Annotated in this window: 14 protein-coding genes and 2 pseudogenes; 10 read left to right on the forward strand and 6 right to left on the reverse strand. The window is 38.8% G+C overall.

Going from position 1 to position 16,629, the window contains the following annotated elements:
* The first annotated feature begins 3 nt into the window (after positions 1 to 3).
* Positions 4 to 1,023 (forward strand): YdcF family protein, encoded by a 1,020-nt coding sequence (locus tag O3650_RS06775; RefSeq protein ID WP_261083414.1) that lies wholly within the window; start codon positions 4 to 6, stop codon positions 1,021 to 1,023.
* Positions 1,024 to 1,110: 87 nt separating this feature from the next.
* On the opposite strand, the gene O3650_RS06780 is transcribed toward O3650_RS06775, so the two are convergent.
* The 3 genes from O3650_RS06780 to O3650_RS06790 all read right to left on the reverse strand — a co-directional run bounded on the left by O3650_RS06780 (position 1,111) and on the right by O3650_RS06790 (position 3,742).
* Positions 1,111 to 2,184, reverse strand: coding sequence for a DUF2974 domain-containing protein (locus O3650_RS06780; RefSeq protein WP_261083416.1), 1,074 nt, complete (start codon positions 2,182 to 2,184; stop codon positions 1,111 to 1,113).
* Between the two features lie 123 nt (positions 2,185 to 2,307).
* Positions 2,308 to 3,084 (reverse strand): ferredoxin reductase, encoded by a 777-nt coding sequence (locus O3650_RS06785; RefSeq protein WP_173304979.1) that lies wholly within the window; start codon positions 3,082 to 3,084, stop codon positions 2,308 to 2,310.
* A gap of 88 nt (positions 3,085 to 3,172) precedes the next feature.
* The gene (locus O3650_RS06790) at positions 3,173 to 3,742 is read right to left on the reverse strand and encodes a TetR/AcrR family transcriptional regulator (RefSeq protein WP_141562089.1); all 570 of its coding nucleotides are present in this window, start codon (positions 3,740 to 3,742) and stop codon (positions 3,173 to 3,175) included.
* A 397-nt stretch (positions 3,743 to 4,139) separates the two neighbouring features.
* Between O3650_RS06790 and O3650_RS06795 the strand changes: the two genes are divergently transcribed.
* The 5 genes from O3650_RS06795 to O3650_RS06815 all read left to right on the forward strand — a co-directional run bounded on the left by O3650_RS06795 (position 4,140) and on the right by O3650_RS06815 (position 9,808).
* Positions 4,140 to 4,817, forward strand: a complete 678-nt coding sequence (locus tag O3650_RS06795; protein WP_000548991.1) for a response regulator transcription factor — start codon at positions 4,140 to 4,142, stop codon at positions 4,815 to 4,817.
* The gene (locus O3650_RS06800) at positions 4,810 to 5,784 is read left to right on the forward strand and encodes a HAMP domain-containing histidine kinase (protein ID WP_371491820.1); all 975 of its coding nucleotides are present in this window, start codon (positions 4,810 to 4,812) and stop codon (positions 5,782 to 5,784) included. The genes O3650_RS06795 and O3650_RS06800 overlap by 8 nt, the downstream gene beginning before the upstream one ends.
* Before the next feature lie 798 nt (positions 5,785 to 6,582).
* Positions 6,583 to 8,094 (forward strand): ABC transporter ATP-binding protein, encoded by a 1,512-nt coding sequence (locus O3650_RS06805; RefSeq protein ID WP_203176392.1) that lies wholly within the window; start codon positions 6,583 to 6,585, stop codon positions 8,092 to 8,094.
* A gap of 344 nt (positions 8,095 to 8,438) precedes the next feature.
* Positions 8,439 to 8,762 (forward strand): potassium channel family protein, encoded by a 324-nt coding sequence (locus O3650_RS06810; RefSeq protein ID WP_001253404.1) that lies wholly within the window; start codon positions 8,439 to 8,441, stop codon positions 8,760 to 8,762.
* Positions 8,759 to 9,808 (forward strand): DUF389 domain-containing protein, encoded by a 1,050-nt coding sequence (locus tag O3650_RS06815; protein ID WP_203176393.1) that lies wholly within the window; start codon positions 8,759 to 8,761, stop codon positions 9,806 to 9,808. Before O3650_RS06810 ends, O3650_RS06815 begins: the two co-directional genes overlap by 4 nt.
* Positions 9,809 to 10,062: 254 nt before the next feature.
* On the opposite strand, the gene thrS is transcribed toward O3650_RS06815, so the two are convergent.
* The 3 genes and pseudogenes from thrS to O3650_RS06830 all read right to left on the reverse strand — a co-directional run bounded on the left by thrS (position 10,063) and on the right by O3650_RS06830 (position 12,704).
* The gene (gene thrS / locus O3650_RS06820; RefSeq protein ID WP_000608345.1) at positions 10,063 to 12,006 is read right to left on the reverse strand and encodes a threonine--tRNA ligase; all 1,944 of its coding nucleotides are present in this window, start codon (positions 12,004 to 12,006) and stop codon (positions 10,063 to 10,065) included.
* A gap of 40 nt (positions 12,007 to 12,046) precedes the next feature.
* A pseudogene (locus O3650_RS06825) lies at positions 12,047 to 12,254 on the reverse strand (hypothetical protein).
* A 73-nt stretch (positions 12,255 to 12,327) separates the two neighbouring features.
* Positions 12,328 to 12,704, reverse strand: a pseudogene (locus O3650_RS06830) (hypothetical protein).
* Between the two features lie 201 nt (positions 12,705 to 12,905).
* On the opposite strand from O3650_RS06830, the gene rpsO reads away from it, so the two are divergent.
* The 4 genes from rpsO to O3650_RS06850 all read left to right on the forward strand — a co-directional run bounded on the left by rpsO (position 12,906) and on the right by O3650_RS06850 (position 16,614).
* Positions 12,906 to 13,175: a 30S ribosomal protein S15 gene (rpsO, locus tag O3650_RS06835; RefSeq protein WP_001018251.1), complete on the forward strand. Its 270-nt coding sequence runs from the start codon at positions 12,906 to 12,908 to the stop codon at positions 13,173 to 13,175.
* A 780-nt stretch (positions 13,176 to 13,955) separates the two neighbouring features.
* Positions 13,956 to 14,576, forward strand: a complete 621-nt coding sequence (locus O3650_RS06840; RefSeq protein WP_000531711.1) for a CadD family cadmium resistance transporter — start codon at positions 13,956 to 13,958, stop codon at positions 14,574 to 14,576.
* A 234-nt stretch (positions 14,577 to 14,810) separates the two neighbouring features.
* Positions 14,811 to 15,857, forward strand: a complete 1,047-nt coding sequence (locus O3650_RS06845) for an iron ABC transporter permease (RefSeq protein ID WP_203176394.1) — start codon at positions 14,811 to 14,813, stop codon at positions 15,855 to 15,857.
* Between the two features lies 1 nt (position 15,858).
* Positions 15,859 to 16,614, forward strand: a complete 756-nt coding sequence (locus O3650_RS06850) for an ABC transporter ATP-binding protein (protein ID WP_203176396.1) — start codon at positions 15,859 to 15,861, stop codon at positions 16,612 to 16,614.
* The last annotated feature ends 15 nt before the right edge of the window (positions 16,615 to 16,629 follow it).

Below are 16,629 nucleotides of genomic sequence, written 5' to 3' on the forward strand. Positions count from 1 at the left end.
GAAATGTATCTCGTTATAGGAATTGTATTAGCCTTTATAGTGTCATTTTGGAAGGATAATAGAAGTTTGTGGAATCCAGTATTATTCTTATTATCCCTCATTTCCAGTTATTTTTATCTAGGCTACCTTTTTTATCAAAATGGGTATGAGAAGATTCATTTCGCTTTTTTTATATTTCCCTTTATTTTACTTCCTTTTTTGCTTTTTCTGAGTGGTATCTTTTTAATCTATAATGGGGTCATTTTGTTGAAGCGAGAGGGACGTTCAAAGGCCAATTATCTCTCCATGCTCCTTGGAATAGTCATTTTGGTATTTTTTGCCTTGATTTCATTTCGATTGGGAGGTCAAAATGAATTATTTTACACCAATCACTTTCTAAACATTTTATTTGTATTCATTTTCTACTCTTATTTTATTTTTGGCTTTGCTTTTACGGGTTTTATGCTGTACTCTATCTTGTATCTCTTTATTCCTAAGAAGAAGCATTATGATTTTATTATCATTCACGGTGCAGGTTTGTTAGACGGAGAAAAGGTAACACCTTTGCTAAAGAGGAGAATTGATAAGGCAGTAGAAGCTTACTACAAGTCTAAAAATTCTAACATAAAAATTATTGCCAGTGGTGGTCAAGGAGGAGATGAAAAGATTTCTGAAGCGCAGGCCATTACAAACTATCTTCTTGAAGAGACAGATGTTCCCCAAGATGCGATTATTCTGGAGGATCAATCAAGGACTACCTACGAGAACCTTCTCTTTTCTAAGGAACTTGGTGAGAAACTGGTAGCCAAACCTCAATTCCTCTTTGTAACAAATGATTATCATGTCTTTAGAACAAGTACCTATGCTCGTAAGTTAAAAATGAAGGGAGATGGCCTCGGATGTAGGACGGCAGGCTACTACATACCATCTGCTTTTATTCGGGAGTACGTAGCGCTCTGTGTCAAGATGAAATGGCTTTTCCTTGCTTTTTATGTCCTGCTATCAGTCCTCATTTTGATAGCCTATAAAGGGGTTATTTGGTAGTTAGATTTTATTTAAAAAGACTTAGAATGCACATGAAAGTATGTATTCTAGGTCTTTTGTTTTGTATACATTTAATTTTCAAGAGTATTATCTATTCTTCCAGGCTTGGTAACGGGTATCAATCAATAATTGGGTAAGACGTCCCATAGTTTCCCTTTCTTCTGGAGTGAGGGATTGCGCTTGGATAAAGAGATGACGAATGTGTTCGAGCGCCTTTAAGGAAGACAGGTCATTGATGGAGCTAATCCCAGCATCTAGAATGGTGCCAAAGAAGAGGTCGAAGTAGAGCTGGAGTTCCTCGTCAGGGACTGTGGCCACCCACTCCTTGAAGGTTGTGTCAACTTGTTGGCTATCACTGTTGGTTTTATCTAGTTGGACGAAGTGCTTGTCCTCAATCAGCCAACTAAAGGTATCGTGCTGGGCGATACCACCTAAGGCAGTACTGTGCACGATGATTTGGCGGTTAGGAATTTCCATCATCATACCGATAATGGATCCTTGAGGGATGAAGACCTTGGTTCTCTCCATTATCCTTTGATAGCCCTCGGTTTGTGTCAGTTCTTTGTGGAGACCAGGCGCATCAAAGGTATAAACTGCTGTGATTTGATTTTGTAAGCTTTGCTCAATTTGACTAGCAGCATAGATGGCTAGATTTCCTCCCTTGGAATGCCCGGCCAGAATGACCTTTTGCTTAGGATGTTGGACAAGAAAGTTCTTTAAATAGCGAAGGGCGTGCTTTTGAGCAGGAATTTCCTTCATATAGGTCAGGTGGAAATCTTCCTTCCAGCCAATGATACTGTCATCTGTCCCACGAAAGACAATCAGATAGGTATCAAGAGTGAGGCGGTAGGTCATAGCAGCAAATTGCTTTTGCAGCTCAGGGTCGATGTCGTTAATAAAATGGGAGAGTTTGCAATTTTTGAAGCGCTTGTGTTGAGCTAGTTCATCTAATAGCTGGAGGCGATTTTTGCTGGTCAACATGTTAGATTCTCTTGGGACCTGAGGTGCCAGGTCTAAAAGTCGCTGAGGACTTGCGGAGACCAAATTATCAAAGGAGAGGTAGGTGATTTCTGTTAAGGCTAGAATATCTAACTCATTCAAAGGAAGGTCGTAAAAGGAATCGTGTGTGACATCTTTCAGATAGTCAAAAATATTGGTCATAAGAGCTCCTTTCTATTTATTTATCTTATCACAATCACATATAATTTACTAGTTGGTTTGTACGAGCTCTCTACATACTGACCTATAATGGTATGATTCAGACACATAGAAGACAGTTTGCTTTTATTTCAAACCTCTAAACATACTTGTTTGTATCTGTTTGGCGTCAATCCCATTCTCTTTTAAGAAATTCTTCATCTCATTTATATCATCAGGTTGGCCGGTTAAGAGATAAATAGCTTGGTTACCGTATTTCACAACCGCATTTTTTAAAAATGCTTGGCTTTGAGAAAAGGTTTCGCTAGTTTTATAAGTTAGATTCGGATTATTCTTACTAAGCTCTCTTAACTCATTATCAAAAATGTTTACTCCTTTGTCTAAATGATTAAGAATGATGGAGCGCTTACCAGCCCACTCTTTCACAACTGGACGTAGAGTAGAAATACCGACATCAGAGGCAAAACAAACCAGTGCTTGGTCATTGTCTTTAACAGATAAAGATGACTCCAGCCAACTCATCTCAATTTTACTACCAGCTGGTAAATGTGTTAAGGTTTCCTTAAACACGCTACCACTATTATGGGTTACAATAAGAATTTCATCCTCATCAGGAGTGGAAGCAAGGGTTAGCCATCGGCTAGCCTGATCCTCCTTTACTGGACTTTTGTCTGGACCAAACGAGCTGTCAGGAAGCTTAAACTGAGCATAGGAGCCAGCTTTCCATATTTGATTTTTTGGTTTTGTGATGTGAACTAAATACAAATCTCCGCTGGGATTTTCAATGGATTTTATCGATAAAGTTTGACTTCGTCCAAGATAGGTAATGATTCCCCAAGATATAAAGCCGAGCACTCCAAGTGTAGTTAGAATAATTATGAACATTTTTTTCCCTCGTTTCATTTTTAACTCCTATAGTGTAGTAATTTTCCATGAATGAATAATATTTTTTTTCATTCAATAATTTCCAAAAAATAAAGAAAAGATTTCTTTATTTCAGTATTCCTTTAATGAAGTTGGTTGCTAGTATTTCTACAGTTTTGCTAATATCTGGAAAATCATTTTCTGTGATATGCATATCCATGTAGTAAAATAGGTTGTAAACTTGTAAAATATCTTGAATTTTTTCTGGAGAATGGCCTTCAGCCTGCAAACGATGAGTAAAGGTTTTCACGAGAAATTGATGAAATGGATTCGTGACTTTCCCTTCTTCTGAGGAATAGTAGCTATGCAACTCATCTGCTATGGCAGGATTGTACCATTCTGCAAGGATTTTATTGGAAGAAACGAGTGCTCTGGATTGAGCAAAGAGTTGACTAATAAGATCAATCATATCAATTTCCCAATCCAGTTCTTCGATCATAGTTTGGCGAACACGGTTGTTTTCATCAATATAGATATCTAAAAAAATAGCTTCTTTACTTTCGTAATAGTTATAAAAAGATCCGACTGCCATATGAGCTTGTCTAGCAATTTCTGAAATTCCTGTCGCCTTGTATCCTTTTTTTGAAAAAACTTCATAAGCTGCGGATTTCAAAGTCTGTTTTTTGTCCAATTTGATTCACCTCTTTTTTGAATGAATATTAAATATTGTTCATTCATATCTTAACAAATCTTTTTCAGATTGTCAATCTGAAAGCTAGAACTTTTTACGGATACCACTTGATAAGGAGCTTTTCAATGTTAGAAGAGTATAGAGTGTCGTTTTAACTACACTCAAGGTTTGGAAGAATAGATATAAATTTTGGTTAAGGGGATGTATAAAAGAACTGAAATGAGGGTTGAAAAAATTAAAAATAAATGGGTAGTGCTGGCACTATGTCTGAAAATAAGGTATGATATCAATGGGGTTATTCACTATCTGTTGTGACAAGGAAATGTCAAAAAAGTATTAGATACTAAGCCCTCTATTTATACTAAAGGATTTAAGACTCCTAAAATTAGCAAAGGAGAATCAGATGCACAAGATTTTATTAGTAGAAGATGATCAGGTCATTCGTCAACAAGTCGGAAAAATGCTCTCTGAATGGGGATTTGAAGTGGTTCTGGTAGAAGACTTTATGGAAGTTTTGAGCCTTTTTGTCCAATCGGAACCTCATCTGGTCCTTATGGATATTGGCTTGCCCTTATTTAATGGCTATCACTGGTGTCAGGAGATTCGCAAGATTTCCAAGGTCCCCATCATGTTTCTGTCTTCGAGAGACCAGGCTATGGATATTGTCATGGCAATCAATATGGGGGCGGATGACTTTGTGACCAAGCCTTTTGACCAGCAGGTTCTTTTAGCCAAGGTTCAGGGCTTGTTGCGTCGTTCCTATGAGTTTGGGCGTGACGAGAGTTTACTGGAATATGCCGGTGTTATCCTCAATACCAAATCAATGGATTTACATTATCAAGGGCAAGTCTTGAATTTGACCAAGAACGAATTCCAGATTTTACGCGTTTTATTTGAGCATGCGGGCAATATTGTAGCGCGTGACGACCTCATGCGGGAACTTTGGAACAGCGACTTTTTTATTGATGATAATACGCTCTCTGTCAATGTGGCTCGATTGCGTAAAAAGTTGGAAGAGCAGGGCTTGGTAGGATTTATCGAGACCAAGAAAGGGATAGGGTACGGACTGAAGCATGCTTGATTGGAAACAATTTTTTCTAGCCTATCTGCGTTCCCGTAGTCGTCTGTTTGTCTATCTGATTTCTTTGACGTTTCTGCTCTTACTCTTTCAGTTTTTATTTGCCAGTTTGGGAATTTACTTTCTCTACTTTTTCCTCTTGTGTTGCTTTGTAACCATCTTATTTTTCACTTGGGACATATTGGTAGAAATGCAGGTCTATCGTCAGGAACTTCTCTATGGTGAGAGGGAAGCTCAGTCTCCTTTGGAAAGAGCCTTAGCAGAAAAATTAGAAGCGCGTGAGATGGAACTTTATCAGCAGAGATCAGATTCAGAAAGAAAACTGACGGATTTGCTGGATTACTATACCTTGTGGGCCCATCAGATTAAGACCCCCATTGCAGCTAGTCAACTCTTAGTTGCAGAAGTAGCCGACCGCCAACTGAAGCAGCAATTAGAACAGGAAATTTTCAAGATTGATTCCTATACCAATCTAGTTTTACAGTACCTGCGTTTAGAAAGTTTTCATGATGATTTGGTCTTAAAGCAGGTTCAAATTGAGGATCTGGTTAAGGAAATAATTCGTAAATATGCTCTTTTCTTTATTCAAAAAGGCCTAAATGTCAATCTACATGACCTTGATAAAGAAATCGTGACGGATAAAAAGTGGCTGCTAGTGGTTATTGAGCAAATCATCTCAAACAGTCTCAAGTACACCAAGGAAGGTGGTCTGGAGATTTATATGGACGGGCAAGAGCTTTGTATCAAGGATACGGGAATCGGGATAAAAAACAGTGATGTCCTCCGAGTCTTTGAACGTGGTTTCTCAGGATATAATGGACGCCTAACCCAGCAGTCATCTGGACTTGGCCTCTATCTATCTAAGAAAATTTCTGAAGAACTGGGGCACCAGATTCGTATCGAGTCTGAGGTTGGAAAAGGAACAACAGTGCGGATTCAGTTTGCTCAAGTGAACTTAGTCCTTGAGTGAGAAGAGACAATGAGTTTTTACCCAATCTCTTTTTGCTATATTTCAGGATATTTGAAGACTGTTTTTTACAAAATCAATAATAGAATTTTTAATACGGAATATAGTATAAATACTGGTTCAAAGTGAAGTTTTGTATGCTTTATACTTTTGTTGAGTATAAAATCTATAAACTAAGGGTGAATTACAAAAATTAATTTGAGATGAAGTGAATTGTAGACTTGGGAAATGTCTCCTATTCGATTTCAGAATGAATCGTTGATACAGGATTAAAAGAACTGCAGCTTTCTTTTTATTTTGAATGAGATAGGTGTATATAGATTTGTATAACTGGTGTAGAACTGTTTCCAAGAATTTATTGAATGTATCGAATACAACATTCTATTGATTTTGAACCAGTTTTTAATTTCTAAATGTTGATAATAGTTTTATCAAGTAAAAGGAGACTGCCATGATTGGAGACAATATAAAATTCTTACGAAAATCACATAATCTGATATAACCAGAATTTTCACGGATTGTGGGTGTATCACGAAATAGCCTAAATCGTTAGAAAAACTGAAAAAGCTTACTTTCAATAGAAGTATTGGAAATATTCATTTTACATCTATCAAAGAAACATGGGATAGACCTATATTTTACAAAATAGCAAATTATATTTTGAATGATAGTAAAAATGGCAGTACTTGTGTGATTTACAATTATTGCACTCAATGTCCGAGTATCGCACTATCTGAAATAGGGAATAGTAGAGATTGTTCTGAGATATGTAAAAAAACGCATTAGCAAGGAGTATCGTATATGCTACCATATCTTAAAACTATTAGATGGTATCTCTTCTTTAATTTTCTTTTTGGTGCAATATCGAATATCTGCACTGCTTTGTTACCGTATTTCACGCAGGCATTAATCAAAGGGGATTATCAAGTAGCTCTATATGGGTACTCTATGTCAGTGGCAGGCTATTTGAGTTGTAACTATATCCAAATGATACTTGATTGGAAGCAGGGGATTATCTTTTCGACTACTTTGAAAAATGAGTGGTTTCGTTCACTTCTGGGACTCAGTCACCACGATTTCAAGCAGAAAACAGTAGCAGAGTATATTTCCTATCAATCTAATGACCTAGATTCGTTGGAAAAGGATTACCTTCCTCCATTGATGAGTTTTATCAAACAAATTTTACGTATCATCATTTACGCTTTCATTATTAGCAGAACAATTAATCCTATTGTATCATTGATTTTAATCTTTTCTACTGGAATTAGTATTCAAATTCCTAAAATCGTTGGGAAGTTGACCGCTAATCGCAGACAGGTTTACTTGAAAAAACAAGGAGATTACTATCGAACTTTGGAGGATTTGCTCATGGGACATCATTTGGTAAATAAACTAACTATGTCGCATTTTTTGAATCAACAAAAGAGTTCTCTAAAGAATTTGCAGGATAAGTATTTTAAGTATGGTTTGACAAAAATTACTGGCATCTTATTGACAGGTGTTTCTTTTGAATTCATTAGTCTTGTTCTGTTTATTTATTTAGCCTACTCTCTATCTCACCAGCAACTCGGTATTCCTGAGGTGGTGGCGAGTTTCGGATATATTAATGCTTTTTCTGAACCAATACAGGAAATCCTTTATGATTTACAAATGTTAGAGTCCGTAAAGCCTGTAATCAAGAGTTTTCAAAACATTGTTGGGAGACCCGTTTCAGTTCAAGCACCTCAACATTCTTTTGATACGATTATTTTGAAAAATATTTCCAAACAACTGGGAGAATCAAAATTGATAATTACTTCCGCTACGATTCAAAAAGGGGATAAAATTGCGCTTATTGGTAAGAATGGGTCTGGAAAAAGTAGTCTTCTCAACATTTTAAATGGAACAGATGAAGATTTTGAAGGACAAATTGTGCTAGATGGGCTTGTTTTGGACCATCTTTGGGGAAGATTCGGTATGATTCTGCAACAAGAACATACATTTATTTCAAGTTATGAAAATAATGTAACGCTATTCAATAGTTTCAATGAAAAATTCAGAGAAGAAGATTTTGAAAAAATTCCACCACAATCCCTGTCAGGTGGTCAGCAACAACGAATGTATTTAAATCGTGAGAAAAATCGTAAAAATCCATTGCTTATCCTAGACGAACCTTTCTCTGCCTTGGATACTAATCAGTTTAAAATGGAATTGGAAAGAGTTCTGGAACTACCAAGTGCCGTCATTGTTACTTTACATCGCCAAAACGAATTATTAAGTAAGTTTGACCAAGTTTGGGAAATTAAGAATGGAGAACTTGTAATTTTGAAATAGCTAAATTATAAAGAATAAAACGCATAGTATCAAGGTTCTTCTGATATCGTTTTTCTTCTTCGGATAAGGATACAAAAATTTCTTCCTTTCTCTATCTTTTAAATTAATTGATTTCTTCAGAGAAAGACTGTAAAATTTTTGATATAATGTTAAGAAGGGACTGATTCAAGACAGTCATATCTGGTCTTTCTTCCAGTCATTTTTCAAACAATATCAGTTGATAATCAGCTTAAATCAGATCTATCAGTTTGTCTATCTTTCTCTGATGGAGATCATGTCCTATCTTCACTTTGATTATTGGAAAAAACGGCTCGGTCAGGAGCTAGTATGAATAAGGAGAACAAATGAGACGTTTAAAAATGTTATGGCATATTATACAGGTTACGGGTTTTACTCGGTTTGCTCTGAGTTTTGTGACCTTTGTTTTTGGGTCAGGAGGCGTGCTTTTCCTAGTTGAACCTGCTATCACAAATTACGGAGACGGTCTTTGGTATGCTTTTGTGACTTCGACGACTGTCGGCTACGGGGATCTCCTAGCTGTGACCTTGATTGGAAGGATTACCAGTGTCTTCTTGACGATTTATGGGCTCATATTTTTTGGCTGTTTATCAGCTGTTATTATTAATTATTATACCGATTTAAATAAGGAAAGAGGAGAGGACAAATGACTGCCAATTATTCAACACGGGAATACCGTGAGAAATTATACGATGACCTTCATGTTCGATTGAGAGATACAGCGATTTTGATGTGTGCAATTTTTATTGCCTCTATCGGTCTAAATATGAATTCAACAGCTGTTATTATTGGAGCCATGTTAATTTCACCTCTCATGACACCGATTGTTGGACTGGGATTCGGTTTAGCTATTTTTGATACGCGTTTAATCAAGCAATCTCTAGAGGTTTTATTTACTCAAGTATTGGTTAGCTTGCTTGTCTCGGCTCTGTATTTCTGGATTTCTCCCTTATCTTATGAAAGTAGCGAATTGATTGCACGAACTTCTCCAACCATTTGGGATGTTCTCATTGCTATTGCTGGTGGGATAGCAGGCGTCATTGGTTCAAGGAAAAAAGAAGCAAACAATATCGTGCCAGGAGTAGCTATTGCAACAGCTCTGATGCCACCTATCTGTACTGCAGGTTACGGTTTAGCTAATGGAAATGTACGATTTTTATTTGGAGCTCTCTATCTTTTCTTGATTAACTGTGTCTTTATCATGCTAATCAACATTGTTGGAACAAGAATTTTGATGAGAAAATCTCCCTTAAGTTCATTTAAAGAGCTAAATATTAAAATGAGAATTGGCTTGATATCCTTGATTGTATTATTGATTCTTCCAGCTAGTTATTCAGCAGTCACTCTGACGATAGAGCAAGCGCGAAAAGAAGGAATCAAACAGTTTGTAGGAAAAGAGTTCGCCAATCATACGGTCATCAATCAAGTCTACAAGTCAAGGAATAATGAATTGGTCTTGACGGTTGTTGGAGATCCGATTTCAGAAGAAGAGTTAGAAATGCTCCACCAAAAACAAGCCTCTTACGGTATTCAATCTGTTCAATTGAAAGTCAATCAAGTCCATAATTCGACAAAATTAGACGGTGAGACGACCAAGGAATTTTATGAAACCATTAACAAGTATATCGATCAAAAACTCTCTGAAAAAGATTCACAAAAAGATCTCGTAAAAGAAAATGAAGCAGACAAGGATTGAGGCTATTGACCTTATCTAACTCATGAAAGCAAATCTTGTGTGGTGGTTTGGTCAATCACTACTAGCTCGGATTAAATAATACTCTTCGAAAATCTCTTCAAACCACGTCAGCGTCGCCTTACCGTACTCAAGTACAGCTTGCGGCTAGCTTCCTAGTTTGCTTTTTGATTTTCATTGAGTAAAAATATAAAAAGCAACAGCTGAAATAGTTGTTGCTTTTTAGGTAGCTAGGATTTTATCCCAGGTTTCATCTCTTATTTCTCAACGCGTGATTTGTTGGCGATATCAGCTAGGATAGCTTGAACAAAGTCATCAACTGAGACAGTTTGTGTTTCTTTTTGGCCGTAGCGACGAACGTTGACTGTTCCGTCTTCCATTTCCTTGTCCCCAACGATCAATTGGTAAGGAATCTTGCTTGTTTGTGACGCACGGATCTTGAACTGCATTTTTTCATTGCGCTCATCTACATCTGCACGGACACCACGGTCACGGAGTTTCTTAGCCACTTCCCAAGCGTAGTCCACGTGTTTTTCGTTAGATACTGGGATGAGGGTTACTTGGTGTGGTGCAAGCCATGTTGGGAAGGCACCCTTGTAGTTCTCAATCAAGATAGCTGTGAAGCGTTCCATAGTTGAGATAACTCCACGGTGGATCATAACTGGACGGTGCTCTTCGCCATCAGCTCCGATGTATTTAAGGTCGAAGCGTTCTGGAAGCAAGAAGTCAAGTTGGATAGTAGAAAGAGTTTCTTCTTTTCCAAGAGCTGTCTTAACCTGGATATCCAATTTTGGTCCGTAGAAGGCTGCTTCACCTTCGGCTTCAAAGTAGTCCACGCCCATTTCATCAAGGGCTGCACGAAGCATGGTTTGAGCATTTTCCCACATCTCATCGTTATCAAAGTACTTGTGAGTATCTTGAGGGTCACGAAGAGAGAGGCGGAAGCGGTATTCAGTCAAGTTGAAATCTTCATAAACATCGATAATCAACTGAAGGGCACGCTGGAATTCTTCTTGGATTTGTTCTGGAGTAACGAAGAGGTGACCGTCGTTGAGTGACATTTCACGTACACGTTGAAGACCAGTTAGGGCACCAGATTTTTCATAACGGTGCATCATACCGATTTCGGCGATACGGATTGGCAATTCACGGTATGAGTGAACATGGTGTTTGAAGACTTGGATATGGTGCGGGCAGTTCATTGGACGAAGGACAAATTCTTCCCCGTCACCCATGTCCATAGTTGGGAACATGTCTTCTTGGTAATGATCCCAATGACCAGAAGTCTTGTAAAGCTCAACAGAAGCAAGTGGTGGAGTGTAGACGTGTTGGTAGCCAGAAGCTAGTTCTTTGTCTACGATGTAGCGTTCCAATTCACGACGAATAGTCGCACCATTTGGCAACCAGAATGGCAAACCTTGACCAACCTCTTGTGAAATCATGAAGAGGTCAAGCTCTTTACCAAGTTTACGGTGGTCACGTTCCTTAGCTTCCTCACGCATTTGAAGGTAGTTCTTCAAGTCTTTCTTGTCAAACCAAGCTGTACCGTAGATACGTTGCATCATAGCGTTGTCGCTATTTCCACGCCAGTAAGCACCTGCTACATGGAGAAGGTGGAAGATTTGGATACGGCCTGTTGATGGGACGTGAGGGCCACGGCAAAGGTCTACATATTCACCCTGACGATAGATAGTCAAACCGCCTTCGTCTTCTGAGTGTTCTTCAATCAATTCTAATTTGTAAGGGTCGTTCTTGAAAATTTCACGAGCCTCGTCTTTAGTCACTTCTTCACGGATTGATGGGAAGTTTTCTTTGACAATTTTTTGCATTTCTTCTTCGATACGAGGAAGGTCTTCGTTAGAGATTTGACCAGCTGTGTTGTCAGTATCGTAGTAGAAACCATCTTCGATGGCTGGGCCAACTCCCAAGTGAATGTCTGGGAAAAGACGACGAGCTGCTTGGGCGAACAAGTGAGCTGCTGAGTGACGCAAGATTGGAAGGGCATCTTCGTGATCAGGTGTCACGATTTCGATGCTTCCGTCTTCAGTGATAGCACGAGTAGTGTCGATGAGTTTGCCGTTGAATTTACCAGCCAAGGCCTTTTTAGCTAGGGAATTGCTGATAGATTGGGCAATTTCAAAAGTAGTAACGCCAGATTCGAATTCACGAACAGCGCCATCTGGGAAAGTAATGTTAATCATGATGTTCTCCTTACTTATATTATTGACGAATGTGTTAACCCTATTCTGAAAACAGGGACAGAGGATTGTGAAAGCTAGAAAAACAAAAAGCGACATCCTCGAAAGGACGTCGCAACGTGGTTCCACCTTCATTTATGTACCCCAAAAAGAGGGACACCTCTGATTGGCTCTAACGTGGCCACCGTTTTATGTTTTCATAAAAAACGCAAGAGTAGTATCAGTTTAGGCTTCCTATGCGTTTCCAGCAACCACGCACTCTCTAGTAGAAAGGGACTAAGTGACTTGTCTCTATGGATTATTATAGCATGATTGTGAGATTTTTCAAGGATTTTGTGAAAGTTTTTTGTTTTTCATTTTTGTAGAATATGCTTGATGCCAATACCGGAAGCCATGCCCGCCAGAGCCAAGGTTTCATAGATTAGCAAGTAAATCAGTATAAACTCACCAAAAGTTATGATAGTAAAGCAAAAGAGCAGTCCGTTACCAATTAACCACCAAAGTGAGAAACGGAAACGGTAGCTATAGAGTAGCGATATAATCAAGATTACCAGAGGTGTAAAGAAGAGAATATTATTTACGTAGAGACTCTTGAGCAAAAGGGGGTCAGAAATAATTAGTGATAACAACTGATAAAGTGGCCAGTAAAAGAAAAAGATGACCAAATAATAGGGGAGATGGGAATAGAATCTAGGCGTGATAATCACCTCGTTTTAAAAAACAGACAACTTAGATTTCTTGCTATAATTATTATAGCATATTTAAAACAAGAAAGTAAATCTGTTGACAAAGAAGGTAGTTATTGGTAGAATAGGGATTGTCGTAAAGACAAATAACTTCTTCTTGGTTACAGGCATGCCAACCTGTCACTCGGATGAAGCCAAATAAAAAGGAGAAACATCATGGCAATCTCAAAAGAGAAAAAAAATGAAATCATCGCACAATATGCACGTCACGAAGGTGATACAGGTTCAGTAGAGGTTCAAGTTGCTGTCCTTACTTGGGAAATCAACCACCTTAACGAACACATCAAACAACACAAAAAAGACCACGCTACTTACCGTGGATTGATGAAAAAAATCGGTCGCCGTCGTAACTTGCTTGCATACTTGCGTAAAAACGACGTTAACCGTTACCGTGAGTTAATCAACTCTCTAGGACTTCGTCGCTAATCTTGCGTCTAAACCGTTTCTATACTTCGTTGACTTCGGCTCGATGTACCATTAGTACAACCTTCGCCTCGTCGCCTAGTCTATAAACAGTTTATCCAGCAAGACTGGAGCTCTCTGATTTTCAGAGGGCTTTTTACGTTGTCACCTTACCTTGGTATGCTCAAGTATAATCTTAGGTTACGGTTCCTAGCACTGTAAGGTAAAATAAACCAGATATTCTCCCTTCGGGGAGATTTTTTTGTTTCACTGAACGTTTCGTACGATCTTCGCCTCGTCTATAAACGATTTATCCAGCAAGAATTATGATGCTAAGGGCGTAAGAAATCCGTATGAAAATAGGGAAATGACACAGTGTTCGATGAACACAAGGAGTTTCATCTTTTTCACTAGGATTTTAGCCCGGGCTCAAATCAGCTCTCGGACTTCAGAGGGCTTTTTTATTGAGGTTTTATCGGTCACAATTTTGGAGACTACAAAAACCTCAAATGGTATCAGCTAATTACACCATAAGGGTGCGTAGCTACTCGGCTTGAAAAGCCGAGTAGCTGTCTGCAAGCCCCTTCGGAGAGCCCACACTTTACGAAGTAAAGTATAGTATGTTATACTTTACATGGAAGTAGTCACCGAATTCCAGTTAGAAATTACTTTGTAACTACGTTTTGAGGAGGAGTAAAATGCTTTCCTATGTTCGACATTACCCACTAGCGATAGCTAAATTAATGTGTCTGTGCTCTCCTAAAATCTGCTGATTTATTACTGACTAATACAGGAGGGTTTTTTATGGGACAGACAATCATATCTGCTATTGGTGTTTATATTTCCACCAGTATCGATTATTTAATTATTTTATTTATTTTATTTGCACAGCTATCACAGAATAAACAAAAATGGCATATTTATGCGGGGCAATATCTAGGCACAGGCTTACTTGTAGGGGCGAGTTTAGTTGCTGCTTATGTCGTTAATTTCGTGCCTGAAGAATGGATGGTTGGATTGCTTGGTTTAATCCCTATCTATTTAGGGATTCGCTTTGCAATTATTGGAGAAGGTGAGGAAGAAGAGGAAGAAGAGGAAGAAATTATTGAAAGATTAGAACAAAGCAAGGCAAATCAACTGTTTTGGACAGTTACATTGCTGACAATTGCGTCTGGCGGAGATAATTTAGGTATCTATATACCTTATTTTGCTTCATTAGATTGGTCACAGACCCTCGTGGCCTTGCTTGTGTTTGTAATCGGCATAATTATCTTATGCGAGATTAGTCGGGTGTTATCCTCTATTCCCTTAATATTCGAGACAATTGAAAAATACGAGCGAATCATTGTGCCCTTAGTATTCATTCTACTTGGACTATACATCATGTATGAAAATGGCACGATAGAGACTTTTCTGACCGTGTAGATTTTTTTGTTTCACTAGGATTTTATCCCGAGCTCAAATTGGCTCTCTGATTTTCAGAGGGCTTTTTATGTTGTCACCTTATCTCGATATACTCAAGTATAATCTTCGGTTACGATTATTAGCACTGTAAGACCAACTATATTTATTTTTCTCATCTTGTTCCATTGTTGAAAATATGGTATACTTTTCATGAGAATTTTCTAAATTTTTAAGATTCTATCAAAGGAGGTTTGCATGCTTTCCAAATTTTCTGGAAGCCGACAAGACCAGCAATTTGTGTTACTTTTAGTTGTTTTGCTAGGTATTTTAGGGATTTCTCTCTTTCTAGCAGTTTCAATGGGATCTGTTGCAATTGATCTAGGAGATACCTATCGGATTATTTTGAGCAGGTTAGGATTTCCTCTTGAGATAGGAGAGGTTTCCAAGTCCACTCTTGCCATTGTATGGAACATGAGATTCCCTCGAATATTGTTAGGTCTGATAGTAGGAGCAGGCCTTTCTATGTGTGGAAGCGTGATGCAGTCTACAGTGAACAATCCCATAGCAGAGCCTTATGTCTTAGGAATATCTGCGGGTGCAACTCTAGGGGCAACCTTGAGCATCATTCTTGGTTTAAAAGTGATGATTAGCCTTGGAGCTTTTCTTGGAGCTATCTTGGCAACAATTGCTGTCCTCATCATTGCCTCTATGCAGGGAAGGATGACAACTTCCAGTCTGATTTTATCAGGAACGGTGGTCAATGCTCTCTTTCTGGCTTTTTCAAACTTTATTATCTCAGTTGGCGCTAATGCGGACAGTGTGATGACCATTAAGTTTTGGACCATGGGCTCGCTCGCGGGGACTTCCTGGGCAGACTTGGTCCTGCCAACTATAGTAGTGGGAATAGCCTTTCTATTTTTCTCTACTCAGTATCGTGTTTTCAATGCGATGATGATGGGAGATGAGGCTGCTTTAACTTTGGGAATTCCCTTACGCTTTTATTGGTATCTTTATGTGACCATGGTGGCTGTGCTAACAGCAGTCTTAGTGGCAACCTGTGGGATTATTGGATTTGTCGGTCTGATTACTCCACATTTAGCTCGAGGGTTAGTAGGAACGAATTACAAGAGGCTTTTTCCTGTTGCAACCTTGCTGGGTGCCCTCTTTGTCATCTGGGCAGACGTACTCTCTCGTATCATCATTCCAAACGCAGAGCTTCCTATTGGTATTTTCACAGCCTTAGTAGGCGCTCCCTTTTTTATCTACATTGTTGGAGGTAGTCGAAGGGAGGTGAGGGTCTGATATGGACTTGATTTGTCAGGATATCCATTTTGGACTAGGAGAGAAAAAAATCCTCAAAGGAATCTCTCTTAAGGTTGAAGGGAATCAATTTCACACGATACTAGGACCAAATGGAAGCGGGAAAACCAGTCTACTTAAACTCCTCTATCGTCAGGAAAAGGCGGACAAAGGCTTGATAAGCCTAGATGGAAAGCCTCTGGGACAATGGACGCTCAAAGAAACAGCCAAGCAAATGGCAGTTGTCACTCAGTTTAATCAATTGCAGTTTGATTGTACAGTTGAGGAAATCGTCTTGCTGGGAAGAACTCCCCACCTCTCTTTTTTACAGAAGGAAAAGGAAAGGGATTATACCCTCGTTCAAGATGCCCTCGTCAAGGTGGATATGCTTGAGAAGAAAACTCGTCTCTATTCGTCTCTGTCAGGAGGAGAGAAACAGCGAGTCTTACTAGCCCGCGCCTTGGCGCAAGAACCGACTCTCTTACTCCTAGACGAACCAACCAATCACCTGGATATCAAGTACCAGCTGGACTTATTGGCCATTGTGAAGGAGCTCAAGGTCAATGTTCTAGCTGTCTTGCATGATATTCAACTTGCTTGTCGCTATTCGGATTATCTCTATCTGATGAAAGAGGGAGAAATCCTTTACCAAGGGACTCCAAAGGAGACCATCACCCCTGAGTCATTGCAAACTGTATACGGAGTTCAAAGTCAGGTTACTTGGACCGAAGATCAGCAAGCCATGATTCACTATTTATAAGAACGAAAAGGAAAA

It is taken from the genome of Streptococcus sp. 20925_1_24 (assembly GCF_041432335.1).
Classification (GTDB): Bacteria; Bacillota; Bacilli; order Lactobacillales; family Streptococcaceae; genus Streptococcus; species Streptococcus mitis_BM.